Origin of the sequence: Mesorhizobium waimense, assembly GCF_003601975.1 — a bacterium.
Lineage (GTDB): Bacteria > Pseudomonadota > Alphaproteobacteria > Rhizobiales > Rhizobiaceae > Mesorhizobium > Mesorhizobium waimense.
The window spans coordinates 23,962-46,514 of sequence record NZ_QZWZ01000008.1 but is presented as its reverse complement, the minus strand read 5'-3'; the positions used below and the strand labels follow the sequence as shown (position 1 = coordinate 46,514).

The following is a 22,553-nucleotide window of genomic DNA, read 5'->3' as shown; positions in this document are numbered from 1 at the left end:
ATGACGAGACACGCAACATCCGGCCCTGTCGCCAAGCGGATCGACGCGGTCCTGCTGGCCCTGGCGATGCTGCTGCTCCTCGGCGTTGCGGCACTCGCGGCCGCGCTGCCGGTACTGACCGGACGGGTCGTTGACAATGCCGGCATCATCGATGCCGCGACCAAGGCGGCGTTGACGCAGAAGCTTGCCGCTTTCGAGAAGAAAGGTTCGGACCAGATCGTCGTCGCGACGATCCCCAGCCTCGATGGCGAGGAGATCGAGCCTTACGCCAACCGGCTGTTCCGCGCCTGGAAGCTCGGCCAGGCCGGCGAGAACAATGGCGTCCTGCTGCTGGTGGCCAAGAACGACCGCAAGATGCGTATCGAGGTCGGCTACGGGCTGGAAGGCACGCTGACCGACCTGCACACCAAGCTGATCATCGAAAACGACATGGTGCCGGCCTTCCGCGCCGGCGATTTCTCCGGCGGCTTTTCCAAAGCCGTCGACGACATGATCATGGTGCTGGAGGGGAACCCGGAGGAGCTCGAGGCGCGCGGCAAGCGCAATCCGGCTGATGACAGCTCGCCCATCGACCCCATCGTCGCGCTGTTCCTGATCCTGTGGGCGACGATGTTCTTCGGCGGCCTGGCAATGGCCTTCCTGCCGCCGATCTTCGGCACGAAGCTGTCGCCGGGCGTGTATAAATGGCTCGGCATGACCTTCCGCTATGGCCGCGGGCCGGGCTCGTCGTCTTCCGGCAGTGGCTGGGTGACGGGATCCTCATCCGGCAGCGGCTGGTCGTCGGGCAGTTCCGGCGGCGGCTGGTCTTCCGGTTCGAGCGGCGGTGGCGGGTTTTCAGGTGGCGGCGGCTCGTCCGGTGGTGGCGGGTCTTCAGGGAGCTGGTGAGACGAGATGGCAACACGACCGATCAGCCCGCAGGACCATGATCGCATCGCCGAAGCGATCCGCGCCGCCGAATCCAAAACCGATGGCGAGATCTACTGCGTCGTGGCGCGCGCCAGCGACGGCTATTTCTTTCCGGCCGCCTTCATGGCGACGCTGGCCATGCTGATCGTCAGCCTCGCCGTCGCCTACGGGCTGGAGGCATGGTGGCTGACGATCCGCCTGCCGCATTTCGTCTTCGATCAGCTTCTGGCGCTGGCCTCGGTGCTTTTCCTGCTGTGGGCGCTGCCCGGCTTGCGCATCCATCTCGTGCCGCGGCGGCTGCGCTACCAGGCGGCGCACGCCAATGCGATCAAGCAGTTCCTCGCCCGCAACGTCCACCGCACCACGGCGCGCACCGGCGTGCTTGTCTTCGTCTCGATCGCCGAGCGCTATGCCGAAGTGGTCGCCGACAGCGGCATCGACGCCAAGGTCGGCCAGCATGTCTGGGACGGCGTGGTGGGCGACCTTACCGCGCACGCCAGCGACGACCGTCTCGCCGACGGCTTCGTCAAGGCGATCGAATCAGTCGGCGCCGTGCTGCGGGAGCATTTTCCGGTCACGGCCGGCGATGCCAACGAGCTCGACGACCACTTGGTCGAAATCTGAGAGCCTGTCTGCAAACGCTACTCTGCCGGACGCCTGACGCGGTTTTCTGCGCTTCGGTTCTCGAACCACGCCATCCGCCTCGGCAGAGCGCATTTTCAGACAGGCTCTCCCTTGCCTCGTCAACGTATCATCCGCCTGTGCGAAAGCGTTGCAGCCGGCGACCGGACTCTTTGCAATCGGGCGATGCGGGTTTATGGTTAAGCAATTATGAACACGCTGACCATCGACATCAGGAAAGCCGAGCCGCGCGACGCCGGCGCCATCGCCGACGTGCACCAGGAGGCCTGGCGCGGCGCCTATTCCGGCATCATCCCGCACCGCACGCTGACTTCGATGATCAACCGTCGCGGCGCCGACTGGTGGGCGAACGCCATCCGCCGCGCCGCCACGGTGCTGGTGGTCGAAATCGGCGGCAAGATCGCCGGCTATGCCACGATCGGCAAGAACCGCGCCCGCGAGCTCAGGCAGCAGGGCGAGATCTATGAGCTTTACCTGCGTCCGGAATACCAGGGCATCGGGCTCGGCAGCCGGCTGTTCAAGGCCGCGCGAGCGCGACTCGCCGACCACGGCCTGAAAGGCATGGTTGTGTGGGCGCTGGAAGACAACCAGAACGCGCTCTCCTTCTATGCCGGCGCCGGCGGTCGTGATGTCGCCGAGGGCGTCGAGATCTTCGAACAGAAGGCGCTGAAGAAGGTCGCTTTCGTCTGGGAATGACGGCCTGAAGGCCTGCCGCCGGGTCCTGAGCACCATTCGCCGCATTGCACCGTGCCGCGTCGCCCGCTATCGATCTCGGAAATCGAGAGAGGGAAAACCAATGCGTATCGAAGCGATAGCCACCGGAAAGAACCCACCGGAAGACCTCAACGTCATCATCGAGGTGCCGATCGGCGGCGAGCCGATCAAGTACGAGATGGACAAGGAGGCCGGCACGCTGTTCGTCGACCGCTTCCTGCACACCTCGATGCGCTATCCCGGCAACTACGGCTTCGTGCCGCACACGCTGTCGGGCGATGGTGACCCGATCGACGTGCTGGTCTGCAACACGCGCGCGCTGGTGCCGGGTTGCGTCATCAATGTGCGGCCGATCGGCGTGCTGATCATGGAAGACAATGCCGGCCAGGACGAAAAGATCATCGCCGTGCCGTCGCCCAAGCTGACGCTGCGCTACGAGAACGTCACCGAGTATACGCAGTTGCCCGACATCACCCGCCAGCAGGTTCAGCACTTCTTCGAGCACTACAAGGATCTCGAACCCGGCAAATGGGTCAAGATCGAGGGCTGGCACGATTCGAAGTATGCCAAGAAGATGATCGTCGACGCGATCGCGCGGGCGAAGGCGAGCAAGTAACTCAGCTTCGTCATATCAGGGCGGAGCAGCCGCGAAGCGGCGTCGCAAAGACCCTGGTATCCATGCCGTGACGCCAGGTGAAGTGCGCGGCGAAACAGAGTTCTGCACCGTTGCGGCGTTGTTGTTGTCGCGGCATGGATCCTCGGGTCAAGCCCGAGGATGACGAAGTTAGAGGCGCTTCGGCCAATCTCCACGGTCTTCAGTTATCAACCCGGCCGAAGTCGGGTGCGTCGCCGATCACCACGCGCTTGTCCTTGCCGCAGGCAAAGCTCTTCGCCTTGTCGTCGGCCAGCTTGCGCGCCTGATCGTTGGCTTGCGGGTTGCCGGTGGCCAGCACCAGCCCGACCGTGCAGCCGTCATGGGCCTCCGGCTGCGCTACCTTGGCGACGACCAGCACCTCGGTCGGCTTGTTATCGTCCTCGGGATTGCCGATCGAACGGCGGTGGATAACAGCGAAGGGGATGGCGATGTCGCCCGTGGTCTCGATGCGCCATTCGATCTTGGGACCGGCCGAGTTGAAGCCGGAAAAGCTCTCCCAGACCGAGGTCATGTCGTCGGACGGAAAGCCGTAGTAGAGCGACTCGCGGGCGTCGTCATAAGCGACCAGCACCGGGTAGCCACGATAGCCGGAGCAGGCGAGATTGGCCCAGTCGCCTTCGCCTTCCTCGGCCTTCGCATAGGTGACGCAATCCTTCTTCCAGTCGAGGTCGGTGTAGACGCTGGCAATGCCGTCGGCGTGGGCTGCCTGGCAGAGACCAGCGAGGGCAAGCGGAGCAAGCAGCGAGGCACGCATGGCGGACAACTCCATTGGAGGTCGTCACAGCGTATCGTCAAACGCTATTTCTTCAAGCTGGCTTCGATCAGCAGGTCGGCGTTGCGTGCCACAGTCCCTGCCGGCCCGCCTAACCCGAACAGCTGGCCGCTGATATAGGCGCCCTCGATCAGGAGCAGCAGTCCATCGCCCAGCGTGTCGGAATCGGCAGCACCCATCGCCGTCGCCATGGCGCGCAGGCGGCGGCGCAGTTCCTGCTTGTTGGCCTCGCTCACCACGCGGGCCGGGTGCCCGTGCTCGGGATATTCGATCGCCGCGTTGGTCATGCCGCAGCCGCGGTAGTCGGACTTTTGCGTGCGCTTGCCGACGCGGGCGAGGAAGGCGTTGATCTGGGTGCGCGGATTGCCGGGATGGGCATGCACCGCCTCGTCGAAGCGTTCCCAGAACTCAAGGTCGTATTGCCGCAGGTAGGATGCGGCCAATTCGTCCTTGGACGGAAAGCTGCGGTAGAGGCTGGGCTTGGTGACGCCGGCGCGCTTGACGATCTCGTCGACGCCGATCGCCCTGATGCCCTGCCGATAGAAGAGGTCGCGGGCCACGTCGAGGATCTTCTCGGCGGCTCTCGGCAGGACCGACGCGTGAGGGTCCTTGATGGACGGTTCAATTTTATTGTCCGATGGCATGCAAAAGACTCGCTTGACAATGTTACTGACCGGTACGTATGGATAGTGCCGCCCAATTGCAACGTACCGGTCAGTAACATGATAGCTCAATCCCGTCCGTTTGGCCAGCGCTACGCTTTCGTCGTGGTCGGCGTCATCTTCCTCTGCCTGCTGATCGCCGCCGGCCTGCGCTCGGCCCCCTCCGTCATGATGCTGCCGCTGGAGGAGAGTTTTGGCTGGCGGCGCGATGTCGTCTCGCTGGCCGCCGCCATCGGCATCTTTCTCTACGGCCTGACCGGGCCGTTTGCCGCTGCGTTGATGGAACGGATCGGCCTGCGCCGCACGCTGCTCGCCGCGCTGCTGATCATGTCGGGTTCGACGGCGCTCAGCCTGCTGATGACCAAGCCGTGGCACCTGCTGATCACCTGGGGCGTGTTTTCCGGCATCGGCTCGGGCGCGGTCGCCACCGTGCTCGGCGCCACCATCGTCAATCGCTGGTTCAAGACCAATCGCGGCCTTGTGATGGGGCTGATGTCGGCTTCCAGCGCCACCGGCCTGCTGGTGTTCCTGCCGCTGCTGGCTGCGCTCGCCCAGTCGGGCGGCTGGAAGCCGGTCGCCATCGCGATCGCGATCGCCACCGCCGCTCTCCTGCCGCTGGTCTGGCTGCTGGTGCCGGAGCGCCCGGCCTCGATCGGCATGGTGCGCTATGGTGCGGAGGCCGACGACGTGCCGCCGACATCGCCGGCGTCCCAGGGTAATTTCCTGGCGCACACGCTGGGCACGCTTCGGCGCGCCGCCGGCACGCGTGTCTTCTGGTACCTGTTTGCCACCTTCTTCGTTTGCGGTTTCACCACCAACGGACTGGTCGGCACGCATCTGATCGCCTTCTGCGGCGACATGGGCATCGGCGAGGTGCAGGCCGCCGGCCTTCTGTCGATGATGGGCATCTTTGACCTGATCGGCACGACGCTGTCGGGCTGGCTCACCGACCGCTTCGATCCGCGCAAGCTGCTCGGCGTCTACTATGCCATCCGCGGCCTGTCGCTGATCTACCTGCCCTATTCCGGTTTCTCGGCGACCAGCCTGATCATCTTCGCCGTGCTCTATGGGCTGGACTGGATCGCCACCGTGCCGCCGACGCTGCGGCTTGCCAACGAGGCGTTCGGCGACCGCAGCGGGCCGATCGTCTTCGGCTGGATCGTCGCCGGGCACCAGGTGGGTGCGGCAAGCGCCGCATTCTTCGGCGGCACCATGCGCGAATTGCAAGGCAATTACGAACTGGCCTTCATGATCGCCGGTATGACCGCGATCGCCGCCGCCTGTATCTCGCTGCTCATCAACACCAGTAGGCCAGCGTTCGACCCGGAGCCGCAGGCGGCTTAAGGCGTCTGCGTGCGGCCCTCCCTTCGGAGACATCGCGCTTCTGTCCTCGAATGGCATCCCGAACCCCTCGCGCAAAAAGCGCAAAACTGTTCGCGATGTCCTCGCACACCTGTTCGCGATGTCTCCGGTCCAAACACCCCTGTGGGAGAAGGTGGCCGAGCGAAGCTCGGTCGGATGAGGGGTGCTCCAGCTTGGCACGATGTCTGAAATCGCCGCCGCCTCATTCGTTCCAACACACCTCATCCGTCTCGGCGCTGCGCGCCGATCCACCTTCTCCCGCAGGGGGTGAAGCGAAGAGGCCGCCTGTGGTTGTTACGAAACCTTCATGGTTTGGAGATGTGGCTGAAACATTGAGGCTGGACCTTGGGGCACCGTTCGGAGCCATCCAGGAGACAGCCATGAAGACAATTTCCCGCCGCGCTTTCGTCACCTCCGCCAGCGCCCTTGGCCTGGTCGGCGCATCGGGCCTTGCGCTGCCCTATTATTCGCGCGCCAATCAGCGGCCGGGCTTTACCCATGGCGTCCAGTCGGGCGATGTCGACGCCACCAGCGGCATGGTGTGGACACGCACCGACCGTCCGGCGCGTGTCATGTTCGAAGTCTCGATGACGGAAAGTTTCGCCAATGCGACGCGGCTTGCATCGCTCGATACGTCGCCTGCCAGCGACTACACGGTGAAGCGACTGCTTACCGAGCTTGCCTCCGACCAGGACATTTTCTACCGCACGACTGCTGCCGATCTCGCCGACATCAACGCCGTCTCCGAACCGATCGTCGGCCGCTTCCGCACCGCGCCTGCCTCCAAGCGTGACATCAAGTTCGCCTGGTCGGGCGATACCGCCGGCCAGGGCTGGGGCATCGACGAGACCGGCATGAAGACCTACGCCACGATCGGCAAGCACACGCCCGACTTCTTCCTGCATTCCGGCGACACCATCTATGCCGACGGCGCGATGAAGGACGAGGTCGACCTGCCCGGCGGCGGCAAGTGGAAGAACGTCGTGCTCATTGACGGCAAGCGCAAGGTCGCCGAGACGCTCGACGAATACCGGGACCAGTGGAAATACAACATGATGGACAAACACGTGCTCGGCCTCAGCGCCATCTGCCCGACCTTCTACCAGTGGGACGACCATGAGGTGCTGAACAACTGGTCGGATTCGAAGGATTTGAGCGCCGACAACCGCTACACGGAAAAATCCATCCATGTGCTGGCGGCCCGCGCTGCGCGCGCCTTCCACGAGATGACGACGATCCGCTACGAGCCGTCCGAACCCGGCCGCGTCTACCGCAAGATCGCCTATGGGCCGCTGCTCGACGTGTTCTTCCTCGACATGCGCTCCTATCGCGGCCCCAACAGCCCGGGCATGCAGGATACGATGACGCCGCAGTCGCGCATGCTTGGCGAACAGCAGACCAAGTGGCTGAAGCGCGAGCTGGCCAACTCCAACGCGACCTGGAAGATCATCGCCGCCGACATGCCGCTCGGCCTCGTCGTCTGGGACGACGCCGCCAAGAAGGCCGGCGCCGAAGCGGTCAGCAATGGCGACAATGGTGCGCCAACGGGTCGCGAGCTCGAGATCGCCGACCTGCTGCGCTACATCAAGAATGCCAGCATAAGCAACACGGTGTGGCTCACCGCCGACGTGCACTACACGGCGGCGCACTATTACAACCCGGACAAGGCACAGTTCCAGGATTTCAACCCGTTCTGGGAATTCGTCTCCGGGCCGATCCACGCCGGTACGTTCGGCCCCAACGATTTCGACATGACCTTCGGGCCGGAGCTGAAATTCATCAAGGCGCCGACCGCCGAACAGGGCCAGAACCTGCCGCCGTCGGCCGGCCTGCAGTTCTTCGGCCTCGTCGACATCAATGGCGCCAGCGAACAGATGACTGTGCGGCTGATGGATCGCGACGACAACGAACTTTACAAGGTCACGCTCGATCCTGTGCGGTCGGCGTAAGGGTTCCGTTCGGCTGGGTTCAAGGTGCTAGAGCGTCCTGTTGCGCGCCCAAGGGCGCGCGCGGCGCTCTAGTCCGGATAGCAGGCGACGGGAATCTTCGGCCAAACCGCACTGTCGCAGCCGGATGCCTTTTGCTGCTGCTTGAAGGCGGCGCTGACCGGGCCGGTCACGATAGGATCGACGCCATCAGGGGCGTCGGCGTAGAGCTGCTCGGCCGTCTGCGTCTCGGATGGCAAGGCGGGATTTCCCTTGAGCGTCGCGGCGGGCTGCGCGGCGCCTGCCGCCAGAACGAAGGCGAGTGCCGCCCAAGCGAGAATCGGCCGGAATTTGCTGACTTGATCGGTCATGACGTTCGAACTGCCCGGACCCCGAAAGGTTCCGCCTTGGTTAACAAAATCATTTCACACGTGGATGTTTAAGATTTGATGAGTATTTGGTGACGAGCCTCCTCTTTCGCAAATGCGAAAAACCCTGTATGAGCCGCGCAACCGAAAGAGGCTGCGCCTTTGGGCCTGCTGCCTGCAACGCTCCCGAGACCATAAAATGAAAATTCGTAATATCGCGATCATCGCGCACGTCGACCATGGAAAAACCACCCTCGTCGACCAGCTTCTGAGGCAGTCCGGCTCCTTCCGCGACAACCAGCGCGTCGCCGAGCGCGCCATGGATTCCAACGACCTCGAAAAGGAACGCGGCATCACCATCCTGGCCAAGGCGACCTCGGTCGACTGGAAGGATACCCGCATCAACATCGTCGACACCCCCGGCCACGCCGACTTCGGCGGCGAGGTCGAGCGCATTCTGTCGATGGTGGATTCGGCCATCGTGCTGGTCGACGCCGCCGAAGGGCCAATGCCGCAGACCAAGTTTGTCGTCGGCAAGGCGCTGAAAGTCGGGCTGAAACCGATCGTCGTCATCAACAAGATCGATCGCCCGGACGCTCGTCATGTCGAGGTGGTCAACGAGGTGTTCGACCTGTTTGCCGCACTCGACGCCACCGACGAGCAGCTCGACTTCCCCATTCTGTACGGTTCAGGCCGCGACGGCTGGGTCTCGGAAAACCCTGAGGGCCCGAAGGACCAGGGCCTGGCGCCGCTGTTCGACCTCGTCATCAAGCATGTGCCGACGCCGACCGTGCATCCCGGCCCGTTCCGCATGATCGGCACCATCCTGGAAGCCAATCCCTTCCTCGGTCGCATCATCACCGGCCGCATCGAATCCGGCACGTTGAAATCCAACCAGCCGGTCAAGGTGCTGCACCATGACGGCACACTGGTCGAGACCGGCCGTATCTCCAAGATCCTCGCTTTCCGTGGCCTCGAGCGCCAGCCGATCGACGAGGCGCAGGCGGGTGACATCGTCGCCATTGCCGGCCTGTCGAAGGGCACCGTCGCCGACACGTTCTGCGACCCTGCGGTGACCGAGCCGCTGCATGCGCAGCCGATCGATCCGCCGACGGTGACGATGTCGTTCCTGGTCAACGATTCACCGCTGGCCGGCACCGAAGGCGACAAGGTGACCAGTCGCGTCATCCGCGACCGCCTGCTGCGCGAAGCCGAAGGCAATGTCGCGCTGAAGATCGAGGAATCGCCGGACAAGGATTCATTCTTCGTTTCCGGGCGCGGCGAATTGCAGCTGGCCGTGCTGATCGAGACGATGCGTCGCGAAGGGTTTGAGATCGCCGTGTCGCGGCCGCGCGTCGTCATGCAGAACGGCGACAATGGCGAATTGCTGGAGCCGGTCGAGGAGGTCGTCATCGACGTCGATGAGGAGCATGCCGGCATCGTCGTGCAGAAGATGTCGGAGCGCAAAGCCGAGATGGTCGAATTGCGCCCGTCCGGTGGTAACCGCCAGCGCATCGTCTTCCACGCGCCGACACGCGGCCTGATCGGCTACCAGTCGGAACTGTTGACCGATACGCGCGGCACCGCCGTGATGAACCGGCTGTTCCACGCCTATCAGCCCTACAAGGGCGAACTGCCGGGCCGCACCAACGGTGTGCTGATCTCCAACGAACAGGGCGAGGCGGTGGCCTACGCCATGTGGAACCTGGAAGACCGCGGCCCGATGGTCATCGATCCGGGCGTCAAGGTCTATCAGGGCATGATCATCGGCATCCACAGCCGCGACAATGACCTCGAAGTGAACGTGCTGAAGGGCAAGAAGCTGACCAACATCCGCGCCGCCGGCAAGGACGAGGCAGTCAAACTGACGCCGCCGATCCGCATGACGCTGGAGCGCGCGCTGGCCTGGATCCAGGACGACGAGCTGGTCGAGGTGACGCCGAAGACCATTCGGCTCCGCAAGCTTTATCTCGACCCGAACGAGCGCAAGCGTTTCGAGAAGTCGGCAAAGGTGGTCGGCGCTGCTTAAGTCTTTTCGTAGAAGCATTTTCAGAAGAGGGAGCACTGCGCGTGCTCCCTCTTTTTGTTTATCCCAACGTTGAACCGTTTGCGGTGACGTAGACCGCGTAGAGGGACGTCGTTGCGGTGATGAAAAGCTGGTTCCGGCGAGCGCCGCCAAAGGTCAGGTTGGAGACGCCCTCCGGGATGTGGACCTTGCCGATCAGCGTGCCGTCCGGGTCGTAACAATGGACGCCGTCGCCCGCGCTGCACCACAGCCGCCCCTTGATGTCGACGCGGAATCCATCGAACAATCCGTTCGTGCACTCGGCGAAAACCTCGCCGCCGCTCAGCCTGCCGTCATTGCCGACCTTGAAGCGGCGGATGTGGCGCGGCCCGTCCGCCAGATGCGAGGCGCCGGTGTCGGCGACGTAGAGAAGTGTTTCGTTGGGTGCAAAAGCGAGGCCGTTCGGCTTGGCGAAATCATCCGCGACACGCGCCACCTCGCCGCTCGCCGGGTCGGCCCGGTAGACGTGGCAGCCGCCGATCTCCTGCTCACCATACTCACCCTCATAGTCGTGCATGATGCCGTAGGAGGGATCGGTGAACCAAATTGCGCCGTCGGAAGACACCACGACGTCGTTGGGCGAATTAAAACGCTTGCCCTCGAAGCGGTCGGCGACAATCGTCACCGAACCGTCGAACTCGGTGCGCGTCACCCGCCGCGTCAGGTGCTCGCAGGTGACAAGGCGCCCTTGCCGGTCGACCGTGTTGCCGTTCGAGTTGTTGGCGGGCTGGCGAAACACCGAGACGGCGCCGGAGGTTTCGTCCCAGCGCATCATGCGGTTGTTGGGGATGTCGGACCAGAGCAGATAGCGGCCCGGCGCGAACCATGCCGGCCCTTCGTGCCAGCGTCCGCCCGTCCACAGCCGCTCGACCCGTGCATGGCCGACGAAGCAGCTGGCGAAACGCGGATCCAGCACCTCGAATCCCGTACCCTCGATTTCTCCGAACATTCCGATTGCCTCTCTGCCGCGTTTCACTTTCCCAGCGCCGCGCGCTTTGCTAATCGGGATCGAACTTCGCGGCGTGGTTGTTGTCAGATCGATGTGATATCGATAACATACCTAACACAATCCGATTTCCAAGGGGGATTCATGAACGACGCCGGACGCCCGATGCAGCTGTCGTCCAATGGCGCCGCCTCTGCTTGGGCCAGATCTATGCCGGCGGCTCGCGGGGAGGGCTGATGGGCAGGGCAGCATCGCCGAGACCGGGGGAGAACCAAGCGCCGACGATGGCCGATGTAGCCGAGCGGGCCGGTGTGTCGGCGATGACCGTCTCGCGGGCGCTGAAGGAAGGCAGCCGGGTCTCCAAGGCGACACGCGAAAAGATCATGGCCGCCGTCAACGAGCTCGGCTACGTGCTCGACCAGTCGGCCGGCAGCCTGTCGTCGCGCAAGACCGGATTTGTCGCGGCGATTGTTCCCTCGATCAACAATTCGAACTTCGCCGACACGGCGCGCGGCATTACGGACGAGCTGGAAAGCACCGGACTGCAGCTGCTGCTCGGTTACACCGACTACACGGTCGAGAAGGAAGAGAGGCTGATCGAGGCGATGCTGCGGCGGCGGCCGGAAGGCATCATCCTGACCGGCGGCGCCCACACCGACCGCGCCCGCCGGCTGCTGGAGAGCGCCGGCATCCCGGTGGTCGAAACCTGGGAGCTGCCGGCCAGGCCCATCGACCAGGTGGTCGGCTTCTCCAACGAGGAAGCGATGGGGCTGCTGGTCAAGACGCTGGCCAGGAAGGGCTACCGCAAGTTCGGCTATATTGGCGGCACGACCTCGCGCGATACGCGCGGCAGCCAGCGGCGCGAGGGCTTCGTCAGGGCCATCGAAGAGCTCGGCCTGCCGCCGGGCCGGCTGGTTTCCTTCGGCGTGCCGCCCATCTCCATCGAGCAGGGCGGCCAGGCCGTCGTCTCCATGCTCGAGCGCTGGCCAGACACCGAGGCGGTGCTGTGCGTGTCCGATCTTTCGGCCTTCGGCGCGCTGATGGAATGCAAGCGCCGCGGCATGCGGGTGCCGCAGGACATCGCCATTGCCGGCTTCGGCGACTATGAGGTTGCCGCCTTCTGCCATCCCGGCATCACCACCGTTAATGTCGATTGCTACGGGATCGGCCAGGAGGCGGCGCGCCGGCTCATCCAGCTTATCCGCGGCGGCGAGAAGCAGCGCGGACAGGAAATCGTCCTGACCAGCTACCGCATCGTCGAGCGTGAGAGCACCTGAGTACCCATAAATCTGTCGGGCGAACGGCTCGCCAGGGTCCGCTATGCCCCGATTTCGCCGCGCAGCGAAATGACGCGATGGGGCATGGGCGGGCGTCGCTGCGTTATGCTCGGACTTCTGGCCGTCGGGCCGACATGTGCCTACCGGTCATCGCGGGCTGCGGCCGTGGTGAAGCTTATTCTTCCTTGTCAACGCGCTGCAGGATCGCGCGATAACGGCTGCATACGGCGGGGTCCTCATAGTAGTCCACTTCCGTATCAACGATCTCGTCAAGGCCTAGTCCGGGATAATGTGCCTTGACTCTTGCCAGGACGTCTTGCGCTTGCTTGATTTCGCCGAGTTCGGAATGGCAGACGATAAGACGAACGAGCGACCACGGTGGTACAGTTGCCATTTTCGCGTAGCAGGCCATTGCCTCGCGATATCGTCCAGTCGTGGTCAGTATGATGCCGCGAAAGTCTTCATACCATCCCACAGCGTATGGGTCGCGGCGCTGGGCTTCGTTTATTTCAACAAGCGCCTCGGCCGGCCTGTCCGTGTAGTTCAGGTGAATCGCACGGATACTAAGAATGAACGGATCGTTCGGATTGAGCGCAACCGCCCGGTCAAGACTGATTTCAGCTTGCCTGAATTGGCGCAAGTACAAGTGAGCGAAGCCGGTGGCGAGATGCCCATAGGCCTCGTCGGGGTCGAGGCCAAATGCGGTTCTTGCGATCTCCAGTCCGGAATGCAAATGACCGGGATTGTTGTAGTCCCAGTAAAACTTCATGGACTCCACAAAGCTGAGCATGGCGTGGGCAGCAGCAAACCGCGGATCGAGCTTTACCGCCTGGCGCAGAAACGGTTCCGCCTCGAGCACCGTTTCATAGACTGCTGCCAGTTGCAGCGCCCGCAGGTAAAACTCATAGGCCGACATATTGTCGGTCGGTCGGGCCCTGGCACGTGATGCAATCGCGGTTCTGGCCTGCCGAGCCAGGCGGGCTGCAATCATCTGGGTGATTTCGTCCTGGATGGCGAAAATGTCGTCGAGTTCGCGGTCGTAGTGCTCGCCCCAGATATGAGCCGTTGAGGACGCGTCGATCAGCTGCACGGTGACCCGGACCCGGTTGCCGATCTTCCGCACACTGCCTTCGACGACATACTGGACGCCAAGCTTCTTCGCCACCTCGGCCACGTCATTCGCCTTGCCCCGGAACTGGAAGGAGGAGTTCCGCGCAATGACCAGGAACTCCCTGAACTTGCTGAGCTCGGCGATGATGTCTTCGGTAATCCCGTCGCTGAAATAGTCCTGCTCCGGGTCGCGGCTCATGTTGTCGAAGGGAAGAACGGCGATGGAGGGTCTGGGCAGCACCGGAGTTTCCGCTGTAGCCCCGAAGGGCTGGGGGCCGGCATATTTATAGCCGCGACCATGCACGGTTACGATCATCTCGGCGGGCAGCAGTTTTCGCAGCGCAGAGATGTGGACCTGCAGCGTGTTCTCCTCCACCACCAGGCCGGGCCAGACCGCATCGAAGAGTTCGGTCTTGCCGATAACCTCGTCCGGCCTCTCCAGCAACATGGCGAGGATGTCGAAGGATCGCGCCGAAAGCACCATCGGCCCCTTGGGCCCAAGCAGCAGCCGTTCGGCGCGTTTCAGGCGATAGTTCCCAAACTCCAAGTCCATTTGGCAAGAACCCGTCCCTCGGGGGTTAGGATAACCCAGGACGGTCCTGAAGGCGAACTTCAGGGTTGTTCAGGACTATTCAGGTCCGAGCCAAGGACCTGAGTGGGAAGCGGTGTCATTCTCACCGTCACAGGAGGACACCATGACCGACATCTCCACCACCACCCCGATCACCGTCCGCCGCCTTAACCTGCCACGGCCAAGCTTTCCGAGGCTCGAAATCGGCGCATCGCTTGCCGCCATGTTCGGCTTGGTGGGCGATGCACTCAACATGACCTACGTAGCCCCCTACGCCGGTCTCCGTCGCCAGCCGCAGGTCGTCCCCGACGATGATCTCGAAGGCCGGGATCCCACCTGGTGAGCTTCTCAAGACGCTTGCCGTCGAGCAATGAGCCCATGCTCTAGCCGAATGCGATCTGCACTTTCATCGACTTGTTGCGGTCGCCAGCTATTTCGAAGGCAGCGACCGCCTCGTCCATGGGGTAGATGCCGGTCAGCAGCGGCTTAACGTCCACGCGGCGGCGATTGATCAGGTCGACGGCAAGGGCGAACTCGTCATGGAAGCGGAAGCTGCCGCGCATCTCGATCTCCTTGGCGACGATGAGGTTCTGCGGCAGGGACACGTCGCCGCCAAGGCCGAGCTGCATGAGCACGCCGCGCGGCTTCAGGACATCGAGCCCGGCCCGTACCGCGCGCTCGTTGCCGGAGGCCTCGAACATCACGTCGAAACTACCCTTGTCGGCATTGTAGGCGGCGAGCTTGTCGCCGTCGGTGGCGACATTGATGGTGCGGTCGGCGCCGATCTCCTCAGCCTTCGCCAGCACGCCGTCCATGACATCGGTGGCGACGATCTCGCGCGCGCCATGAGCGCGCGCGGCGAGGATGCACAGTGCGCCGATCGGCCCGCAGCCGGTGACCAGGACCCGCTTGCCGAGCAGCGAGCCGGCGCGGTTCACCGCGTGCAGCGTGACCGCGAACGGCTCGGCAAAAGCGGCCTCGTTGATGGAAACGTGGTCGGCGATTCTGTGGCATTGCCACGCCTCGGCAACGAGGCGCTGGCGGAAGGCGCCCTGGATGTGCGGCATCGGCATGGCGCTGCCGTAGAAGCGCATGTTGAGGCATTGGTTCTGCATTCCCTGCAGGCAGTAGCGGCAGGCATTGCAGGGCCGGCTCGGCGAGATCGCGACGCGGTCGCCAACGGCAAGGCTCGAGACGCCATCGCCAAGAGCCTTCACCGTGCCGGCGACCTCGTGGCCAAGTATCATCGGCTCGCGAAGGCGGATCGCGCCGAAGCCGCCATGGTTGTAGTAGTGCAGGTCCGAGCCGCATATGCCGCCGGCCTCGATGGCGATCTCGACCTGCCCGGCGCCAAGCACGCCCGGATCGGTCTCTTCGATCCGCAAATCCTTCGCCGCGTGGATGATGATCGACTTCATGGCCGCGATCCTTTCTCAAACCACGGGCGTCAGCAAGGACTGGCCGCTGAAATGGGCGGCAAGGTTGTCGCGCACGAGCTGGCCCATGGCCTTGCGGGTCTCGACAGTGCCGCTGGCGTGGTGCGGTTGTAGCACAACATTGGAAAGCTTGAGGAAGCGCTCGTCGATGCCAGGCTCGTTCCAGAACACGTCGAGCCCGGCGCCCTTGATAGCGCCGGTTTCCAGGGCGGCGAGCAAAGCGGTCTCGTCGACCGTGCTGCCGCGCGAAATGTTGATCAGGATGCCGTCCGCTCCGAGTGCTGCCAGAACGGTGGCATCGATGATGTGCCTGGTGCTGTCGCCGCCGGCGAGCGTCACGATCAAGAATTCGCTCTGTCGCGCCAGCTCGACCAGATCGCCGACGAAAGCGTAGGGCAGGTCGTCGCGCTTATGCCGGTCGAAATAGGCGATGGTGCAATCGAAGGCAGCCGCGCGCCTGGCCACCGCCGCGCCGACACGGCCCATGCCGACAATGCCAAGCATTTTTCCGCAGACGCGGGTGACCAGCGGCATGTTGCCCTTGCGCCAGTTGCCGTTGCGCACATAGGCGTCGGCCTGCGGGATCTTGCGGGCCACTGAGAGCAGCAACCCGATGCCGATATCGGCTACGTCCTCGGTCAGCACGTCGGGCGTATTGGTGACGCGGATGCTGTTTCCCCTGGCATAGGCAAGGTCGATGGCATCGGTGCCGACGCCGTAGCAGGAGACGATCTCCAGCTTCGGCAGCTTTGCCATTAGCGCCGCACTGGCGCCAAGCTCGCCGCGTGTCGCGATGGCGCGGATTGCGCCGGCGTGGCTTGCGAGCAGCGCGTCCTTATCCTCGGCCTGCCACAGCTTGTGGACGTGATATCTCGCCTCCAGGTCCGCCATGTCCCAGTCCGGATAGGGGCCGGTCATCAAGATGTCGGTCACGGCGTCGTCTCCTCCTGCAGCTGCAATTTTTCCATTGACTATGTTATCGATAACATTCATGTCAATAGATACTGGCGGTGGCGCGGTGGAAATCGTATCCGCTTCCAAGCACATTTCCTCAGGAGGAGCAGGTGAGCGGTTCTTTGTTCGATTTGTCCGGGATGCGGGCGTTGGTTACCGGCTCGGGGCAAGGCATCGGGCTGGCGCTGGCGGAAGGGCTGGCGCAGCACGGCGCCGAGATCGTGCTCAACGGCCGCAGCGCCGAAAAGGTCGCCGCCGCAGTCGATGCGCTGACGGCCAAGGGGCACAAGGCTCGCGGCGCGGTCTTCGACGTCACCGATCATGCCGCGGTCGCCAGAGGCGTCGAGGAGATCGAGGCGACAGTCGGTGCGATCGACATTCTCATAAACAATGCCGGCATGCAGTTCCGCACGCCGCTTGAGGACTTTCCCGCCGACAAATGGGACGAATTGCTGCGCACCAACATTTCCAGTGTGTTCTTCGTCGGCCAGGCGGTGGCGCGGCACATGATCCCGCGCAAGCGCGGCAAGATCATCAACATCGCCTCGGTGCAAAGCGAACTGGCACGCACGAACATCGCGCCCTACACGGCAACGAAGGGGGCGGTGCGCAATTTGACGCGCGGCATGTGCGCGGACTGGGCCAAGCACGGGCTGCAGGTCAACGCCATCGCACCGGGTTATTTCAAGACGCCGCTCAACCAGGCGCTGGTCGACAATCCCGAATTTTCGGCCTGGCTCACCAACCGCACGCCGGCCGGGCGCTGGGGTGATGTCCAGGAACTGGTCGGCGCGGCGGTGTTTCTGGCCGGCCCAGCCTCATCCTTTGTCAACGGACACACGCTCTATGTCGATGGCGGCATCACAACCTGCCTTTGAGGCTTCTCTCATCGTCGTGATGGGCGTCAGCGGCTGCGGCAAGACCAGCGTCGGTATCGACATCGCCGCACGGCTAGGCCTCGCCTTCGTCGAAGGCGACATGCTGCACCCGCGCGGCAATGTCGAGAAGATGTCGCTGGGCATACCGCTGTCCGACGACGACCGCTGGCCCTGGCTCGATCTGGTGGGCGCCGCCTTGCGCCAAGCGCATGAGGAGGGAAGCGGGCTCGTCGTGAGCTGCTCGGCGCTGAAGAAATCCTACCGCGATCGGCTTCGCCATGTGGCGGGCGGGCCGCTGTTCTTCGTATTCCTGGAGGGATCGCGCACTGTCCTTAAGGCCAGGATGGCGGATCGCCGCGGGCACTTCTTTCCGCCGGCCTTGCTCGACAGCCAGCTGGCGGCGCTGGAAAATCCGGCCGGCGAGGAGCTGGTGGTCACCGTCGACATCGACGCTCCGGTCGACAGGATCGTCGATCGGGCGCTGAACGGGCTTGGCGCCCGCAGCCAGGACCAGGAAAGAGGCTCATTGAGATGACGCAAGCAGCAGCAAAGGTTGCCATTGTCGGCGCCGGCATCATGGGATCGGCGATCGTCACCCGGCTGATCGAGACGAAGCAGGCGGTCACGGTCTTTGACCTCGACAAGGCCAAAGTCGCCGCACTGACCGCGAAAGGGGCGGCCGCCGCCGCGTCGGTTGCCGAGGCGGCGCGAGCCAGCGACTTCATCATTCTCAGCCTCAACCATGCCGATATCGTGCGTTCGGTGGTGTTTGGCGAGGGTGGCGTCGCGGCCACGGCTTCGCCTGAAAAGCTCTTGATCGACATGTCGTCGATCGACCCCGCCGACACCGCGCAAATGGCCAGCAAGCTCGCGGCCGAGACCGGCATGAAATGGGTCGACTGCCCGCTATCCGGCGGCGTTCCTGGCGCGCTCGCCGGCCGATTGACGGTCATGGCGGGCGGCGAAACGGCGGACTTCGAACGCGCCCGCACGGTGATGCAGCACCTTTGCGCCAACTACACGCTGATGGGTCCGAGCGGCGCCGGGCAGACGACCAAGCTGATCAACCAGCTGTTCTGCGCGGTGCTGTTCCAGGCGGTTGCCGAAGCGGTGAAACTGGCCGAAGCCGGCGGCGTCGATCCCAAGGCGATCCCCGCGGCCCTCAAGGGCGGGCGCGCCGATTCCAGCATCATGCAGGAGTTCATGGCGAAGTTCGCCGCTCGCGATTTCTCGCCGACCGGCCGCATCGACAACATGCTGAAGGATCTGGATTCTTTGCAGTCCTTTGCGCTGAAGACCAAGACGCCGTTGCCGATGACAGGCCAGCTTGTCGAGATCCATCGCTTGCTTTGCGCGGCGGGCCTGGGGCCGAAGGATTCGGCCGAAATGATGTGCCTGCTCGACGGCAAGATCGGCTGATTGGGAGCCCGCAATTTTGTTGCTTGACGCTCAGAAATGTTATCGATAACATCACTTGGCGATCTCGGGAGGAACGCATCTTGACCGAAGAGAAACTGATCGAGTTCAAGTCGATTACCAAGGAGTTCGGCGGCACCCGCGCGCTCTCCGACGTGTCGCTCGATCTCGGCAAGAGCGAGATCCTGGCGCTGCTCGGCGAGAACGGCGCCGGCAAGTCGACACTGATCAAGACGCTTGCCGGCATCTACCGGCCGGATGGCGGCAGCATCCTGTTTCGTGGCGAGCCCTATCACCACCGCCCGCCGCAGCCGAACCAGCGCCAGCCCGTCGCCTTCATTCACCAGGATCTCGGCCTGATCGAATGGATGACCGTCGGCGAGAATGTCGGCCTCGCCCAGGGATTTTCACTGCGCTCCGGCCTCATCGACTGGCGTTCCACCGAGGAGCGGGCCCGCGAGGCGCTGAAGCTGGTCGGCTGCGATTTCGATCCGACGACGCGGGTCCAGGATCTGACCCGCACCGAAAAATCGCTGGTCGCCATCGCGCGCGCCTTGGCCACCGAAGCCGATGTGCTGGTGCTCGACGAGCCGACCGCCAGCCTGCCCGCCGACGAGGTCGACCGCCTGTTCGACGCCATCCGCCCGCTCAAGCAGCGCGGCGTCGGCATGATCTATGTCTCGCATCGCCTCGACGAGATCTTCCGCATCGCCGATCGCGTCGCCGTGCTTCGCGACGGCCGGCTGGTCGGCCAGAAGCAGGTCGCCGACACGAGGCCCGATGAACTGGTCGAGATGATCGTCGGCCGTCCGGTCAGCCAGGTCTTCACCAAGGCAGAGACGCAGGCCGGCGAGACGGTGTGTGCCGTCCGCGACCTGGTCTGCGCCGGGGCCGGGCCGGTGTCGTTCGACGTGCGCAAGGGCGAACTGCTCGGTCTGGTCGGACTGCGCGGCGCCGGTCAGGAACTGGTCGGCCGGGCACTGTTCGGCTGCCAGGGCTTTTCCGGTTCGGTGACGATCAACGGCGTCGAGCCCGATTTGTCGAGCCCGATCGCCGCCATGGGGTCTGGCGTCGGCCTGATCGCCCGCGACCGGACCGAAGAATCGATCGCCGCATCGCTGTCGATCCGCGAGAACAGCTTTCTCAACCCCGGCGCCGGCAAGCGCGGCCTGTTCTCGTTCCTGGCGCCTTACAAGGAGGCCGCGCTGGCGCGCGAGATCGGCGGATTGGTCGGGCTACGTCCCAATGATCCGAGCCTGCCGATCGAGGCGCTGTCGGGCGGCAACCAGCAGAAGGTGGTGGTGGGGCGCTGGCTGCATACCGGCCGCAAGCTGCTGATCGCCGAAGACCCGACCGCTGGCGTCGATGTCGGCGCCAAGGCCGAGATCTACCGGCTGATCGGCCGCGCCCTCGAGGTCGGCCTCGCCGTCGTCGTGGTGTCGACCGACTTCGAGGAGATCGCCCATATCTGCCATCGCGCCCTGGTGTTTTCGCGTGGTCGGATCGTGCGCGAACTCACCGGACCTGAACTGACCACGTCCGCGGTGATCACCGCGGCATCGGCTTCCGAAGCCGCCTGACCGTCCCGGAGGATCTCCATGCCATCGATCGAATCCAGTGCACTCGAGCCAACCCGCGGCGAAATGGCCAGCCTGCCGGTAAGGCAGAGGATCACCCGTCTGCTGCCGGTATACGGCCTGGTGATCCTAACCGTCGTGCTGATCCTGCTGTTCTCGATCCTGCTGCCGAATACATTTCCGACGCTGCTCAATTTGCGCTCGATCGTCTCCGACAAGGCGATCATCGCGCTGCTGTCGCTGGCGGCCATGATCCCGATGGCCTCCGGGCGCATCGACCTGACCGTCGGCTACGGCATCGTGCTATGGCACATCCTGGCGATCAGCCTGCAGACCATGCTCGGCATTCCCTGGCCGCTGGCGGTGCTGATCGTGCTGCTGCTCGGCGCCGCCACCGGCTTCCTCAACGGCCTGCTGGTCGAGGTCGCCCGTATCGACTCCTTCATTGCCACGCTGGGCACCGGCACCGTGCTCTATGCGCTGGCGCTCTGGCACACCGGCGGCCGGCAGGTCGTCGGCGTGCTGCCGGAAGGCTTTTATGCACTCAACGGCACGATGGTGTTCGGGCTGCCGATCACCGGGCTCTATGTGCTGGCAATCGCCATCGCGCTCTGGATCATCCTCGAATATCTGCCGATCGGCCGCTACGTCTATGCCATCGGCGCCAATCCGAAGGCGGCAGCGCTGAACGGCATTCCGGTGCGCCGCTTCGTCATCGGGGCCTTTGTCTCGTCCGGCTTCCTGACGGCACTGACCGGCGTGCTGCTGGCCTCTAAGCTGCGCATCGGCCAGGCCAGCGTCGGGCTGGAATATCTTCTGCCGGCGCTGGTCGGCGCCTTTCTCGGCTCGACCACCATCAAGCCCGGGCGCGTCAACGTCTGGGGTACGATGACCGGCGTCATCATCCTGGCCGTCGGCATTTCCGGTATCCAGCAATTCGGCGGCTCGTTCTTCGTCGAACCGCTGTTCAACGGCGTTACGCTGCTGGTTGCCATCGGCATCGCCGGCTACGCCCAGCGCAAGCGCGGCGCGGCCAGGATAGCCCGCAAACCAGATCCGTCCGGAAGCTGAATACCGGACGGCCGGTCTGTTTCAAAAACCCAAGGGAGGAACCCAACATGCAGCGCAGAACATTCCTGAGATCATCCGTCGCCCTGATGGCCGTGGCCATCGCCGCCCCGGCCCTGTTCGCCGGCGAGGCACGGGCGGACGCGATGGCCGACGCCATGGCGGTGGTGCAGAAATATGCCCAGAAGGTCACGGCATGGGACGGCCCGACCACCGGTCCGAAGGCGCAGGAAGGCAAGACCATCGTCGTGCTCGCCGGCGATCTCAAGAATGGCGGCATTCTCGGCGTCACCACCGGCGTCGAAGAGGCGGCCAAGGCGATCGGCTGGGAGGTCAAGGTCATCGACGGTGCCGGCTCGATCGGCGGCCGCACCGCAGCCTTCGGCCAGGCGATGGCGCTGAAGCCGAGCGGCATCGTCATCAACGGCTTCGACGCGGTCGAGCAGGCGCCGGCGCTGGAGCAGGCGAAGGCGGCGGGCATTCCGCTGGTTTCCTGGCATGCGGGACCAGTGATCGGCCCCGACGAAAAGAATGGCGTGTTCGCCAACGTCTCGACCGATGCGATGCAGGTTTCCACGGCCGCGGCCGACTGGGCCTATGCCGACGCCAAGGGCAAGCCGGGCGTCATCATCTTCACCGATTCCACCTATGCCATCGCCATCGCCAAGGCCGACAAGATGAAGGCCGAGATCGAGCGGCTGGGCGGAAAGGTGCTCGAATATGTCGACACGCCGATCGCCGAGACGTCGCAGCGCATGCCGCAGCTCACCACCTCGCTGCTGCAGAAATACGGCGATGCCTGGACGCATTCACTGGCGATAAACGATCTCTACTTCGACTTCATGGGACCTTCGCTTGCCGCGGCTGGCAAGGCCGGCACCGACGCGCCGATCAATGTCGCTGCCGGCGACGGTTCGGAATCGGCCTATCAGCGCATCCGCGCCGGCCAGTTCCAGAAGGTCACGGTCGCGGAGCCGCTCAACCTGCAGGGCTGGCAACTGGTCGACGAGCTGAACCGTGCCATCGCCGGCGAAAAATGGTCCGGCTATCTGTCGCCGCTGCATGTGGTGACGGCCGACAATGTCGAGTTCGACGGTGGGCCAAAGAATGCCTTCGACCCCGACAACGGCTATCGCGACCAGTACAAGAAAATCTGGGGCAAGTAGGCATTCACCGATGCGGGCGCGGGACAGCCGCGCCCGCATCCCGACCGAAAATTCAACCGGTCCGACAGGCCGTGCGTTGTTCG

Annotated in this window: 22 protein-coding genes; 15 read left to right on the top strand and 7 right to left on the bottom strand. The window is 64.0% G+C overall.

Translation table 11 applies throughout. The annotated features are described in order from the left end of the window. The 4 genes from D3227_RS12200 (at position 1) to ppa (ending at position 2,878) form a co-directional block, all read left to right on the top strand. A complete protein-coding gene (locus tag D3227_RS12200) occupies positions 1–885 on the top strand; it encodes a TPM domain-containing protein (protein ID WP_120014369.1) in 885 nt (294 codons plus the stop codon). A 6-nt stretch (positions 886–891) separates the two neighbouring features. Further along, positions 892–1,530 (top strand): TPM domain-containing protein, encoded by a 639-nt coding sequence (locus D3227_RS12195; protein WP_120014368.1) that lies wholly within the window; start codon positions 892–894, stop codon positions 1,528–1,530. Positions 1,531–1,737: 207 nt separating this feature from the next. Then, positions 1,738–2,244, top strand: coding sequence for a GNAT family N-acetyltransferase (locus tag D3227_RS12190; RefSeq protein ID WP_006201203.1), 507 nt, complete (start codon positions 1,738–1,740; stop codon positions 2,242–2,244). Between the two features lie 100 nt (positions 2,245–2,344). Continuing rightward, a complete protein-coding gene (ppa, locus tag D3227_RS12185; RefSeq protein ID WP_006201204.1) occupies positions 2,345–2,878 on the top strand; it encodes an inorganic diphosphatase in 534 nt (177 codons plus the stop codon). Positions 2,879–3,077: 199 nt separating this feature from the next. Here ppa and D3227_RS12180 read toward each other — a convergent pair whose 3' ends face one another. Both D3227_RS12180 and D3227_RS12175 read right to left on the bottom strand, forming a co-directional pair. Continuing rightward, a complete protein-coding gene (locus D3227_RS12180; protein ID WP_120014550.1) occupies positions 3,078–3,671 on the bottom strand; it encodes a hypothetical protein in 594 nt (197 codons plus the stop codon). 44 nt (positions 3,672–3,715) lie between these two features. Continuing rightward, positions 3,716–4,333 carry a TetR/AcrR family transcriptional regulator gene (locus D3227_RS12175; RefSeq protein ID WP_120014549.1) on the bottom strand — a complete coding sequence of 206 codons (618 nt, stop codon included), beginning with the start codon at positions 4,331–4,333 and terminating at the stop codon, positions 3,716–3,718. A 78-nt stretch (positions 4,334–4,411) separates the two neighbouring features. Between D3227_RS12175 and D3227_RS12170 the strand changes: the two genes are divergently transcribed. Next, complete coding sequence (locus D3227_RS12170) at positions 4,412–5,695, top strand: MFS transporter (RefSeq protein WP_167480677.1); 1,284 nt, start codon at positions 4,412–4,414, stop codon at positions 5,693–5,695. Positions 5,696–6,093: 398 nt separating this feature from the next. Then, positions 6,094–7,662 carry an alkaline phosphatase D family protein gene (locus tag D3227_RS12165; RefSeq protein WP_120014547.1) on the top strand — a complete coding sequence of 523 codons (1,569 nt, stop codon included), beginning with the start codon at positions 6,094–6,096 and terminating at the stop codon, positions 7,660–7,662. A gap of 68 nt (positions 7,663–7,730) precedes the next feature. Here D3227_RS12165 and D3227_RS12160 read toward each other — a convergent pair whose 3' ends face one another. After that, a complete protein-coding gene (locus D3227_RS12160; protein ID WP_120014367.1) occupies positions 7,731–8,009 on the bottom strand; it encodes a hypothetical protein in 279 nt (92 codons plus the stop codon). A gap of 196 nt (positions 8,010–8,205) precedes the next feature. Here D3227_RS12160 and typA point away from each other — a divergent pair, with 196 nt between their 5' ends. Then, complete coding sequence (gene typA / locus D3227_RS12155) at positions 8,206–10,035, top strand: translational GTPase TypA (protein ID WP_120014366.1); 1,830 nt, start codon at positions 8,206–8,208, stop codon at positions 10,033–10,035. Between the two features lie 58 nt (positions 10,036–10,093). Here typA and D3227_RS12150 read toward each other — a convergent pair whose 3' ends face one another. After that, positions 10,094–11,020: an SMP-30/gluconolactonase/LRE family protein gene (locus D3227_RS12150; protein WP_120014365.1), complete on the bottom strand. Its 927-nt coding sequence runs from the start codon at positions 11,018–11,020 to the stop codon at positions 10,094–10,096. 281 nt (positions 11,021–11,301) lie between these two features. Here D3227_RS12150 and D3227_RS12145 point away from each other — a divergent pair, with 281 nt between their 5' ends. Continuing rightward, the gene (locus D3227_RS12145; RefSeq protein WP_245451736.1) at positions 11,302–12,294 is read left to right on the top strand and encodes a LacI family DNA-binding transcriptional regulator; all 993 of its coding nucleotides are present in this window, start codon (positions 11,302–11,304) and stop codon (positions 12,292–12,294) included. Positions 12,295–12,469: 175 nt separating this feature from the next. Here the strand turns inward: D3227_RS12145 and D3227_RS12140 are convergent, their stop codons facing one another. After that, positions 12,470–13,957, bottom strand: a complete 1,488-nt coding sequence (locus D3227_RS12140) for a winged helix-turn-helix domain-containing tetratricopeptide repeat protein (RefSeq protein ID WP_120014364.1) — start codon at positions 13,955–13,957, stop codon at positions 12,470–12,472. A gap of 142 nt (positions 13,958–14,099) precedes the next feature. On the opposite strand from D3227_RS12140, the gene D3227_RS12135 reads away from it, so the two are divergent. Continuing rightward, entirely contained in the window at positions 14,100–14,318 is a 219-nt protein-coding gene (locus tag D3227_RS12135; protein ID WP_120014363.1) for a hypothetical protein, read from the top strand. A 40-nt stretch (positions 14,319–14,358) separates the two neighbouring features. Here D3227_RS12135 and D3227_RS12130 read toward each other — a convergent pair whose 3' ends face one another. Next, complete coding sequence (locus D3227_RS12130) at positions 14,359–15,393, bottom strand: L-idonate 5-dehydrogenase (protein ID WP_120014362.1); 1,035 nt, start codon at positions 15,391–15,393, stop codon at positions 14,359–14,361. A gap of 15 nt (positions 15,394–15,408) precedes the next feature. After that, positions 15,409–16,329, bottom strand: coding sequence for a 2-hydroxyacid dehydrogenase (locus D3227_RS12125; RefSeq protein ID WP_120014545.1), 921 nt, complete (start codon positions 16,327–16,329; stop codon positions 15,409–15,411). Positions 16,330–16,505: 176 nt separating this feature from the next. On the opposite strand from D3227_RS12125, the gene D3227_RS12120 reads away from it, so the two are divergent. From D3227_RS12120 to D3227_RS12095, 6 genes are all read left to right on the top strand, one after another. Continuing rightward, positions 16,506–17,243 (top strand): SDR family oxidoreductase, encoded by a 738-nt coding sequence (locus D3227_RS12120; protein ID WP_245451742.1) that lies wholly within the window; start codon positions 16,506–16,508, stop codon positions 17,241–17,243. Then, on the top strand, positions 17,212–17,778 hold the full coding sequence (locus D3227_RS12115) for a gluconokinase (RefSeq protein WP_120014360.1): 567 nt from the start codon (positions 17,212–17,214) through the stop codon (positions 17,776–17,778). Before D3227_RS12120 ends, D3227_RS12115 begins: the two co-directional genes overlap by 32 nt. Then, on the top strand, positions 17,775–18,662 hold the full coding sequence (locus tag D3227_RS12110; protein ID WP_120014359.1) for an NAD(P)-dependent oxidoreductase: 888 nt from the start codon (positions 17,775–17,777) through the stop codon (positions 18,660–18,662). The genes D3227_RS12115 and D3227_RS12110 overlap by 4 nt, the downstream gene beginning before the upstream one ends. An 80-nt stretch (positions 18,663–18,742) precedes the next feature. After that, the gene (locus D3227_RS12105) at positions 18,743–20,239 is read left to right on the top strand and encodes a sugar ABC transporter ATP-binding protein (protein ID WP_120014358.1); all 1,497 of its coding nucleotides are present in this window, start codon (positions 18,743–18,745) and stop codon (positions 20,237–20,239) included. A gap of 18 nt (positions 20,240–20,257) precedes the next feature. After that, positions 20,258–21,307, top strand: a complete 1,050-nt coding sequence (locus D3227_RS12100; protein WP_120014357.1) for an ABC transporter permease — start codon at positions 20,258–20,260, stop codon at positions 21,305–21,307. Positions 21,308–21,354: 47 nt separating this feature from the next. Beyond that, entirely contained in the window at positions 21,355–22,470 is a 1,116-nt protein-coding gene (locus D3227_RS12095) for an ABC transporter substrate-binding protein (RefSeq protein WP_120014356.1), read from the top strand. The last annotated feature ends 83 nt before the right edge of the window (positions 22,471–22,553 follow it).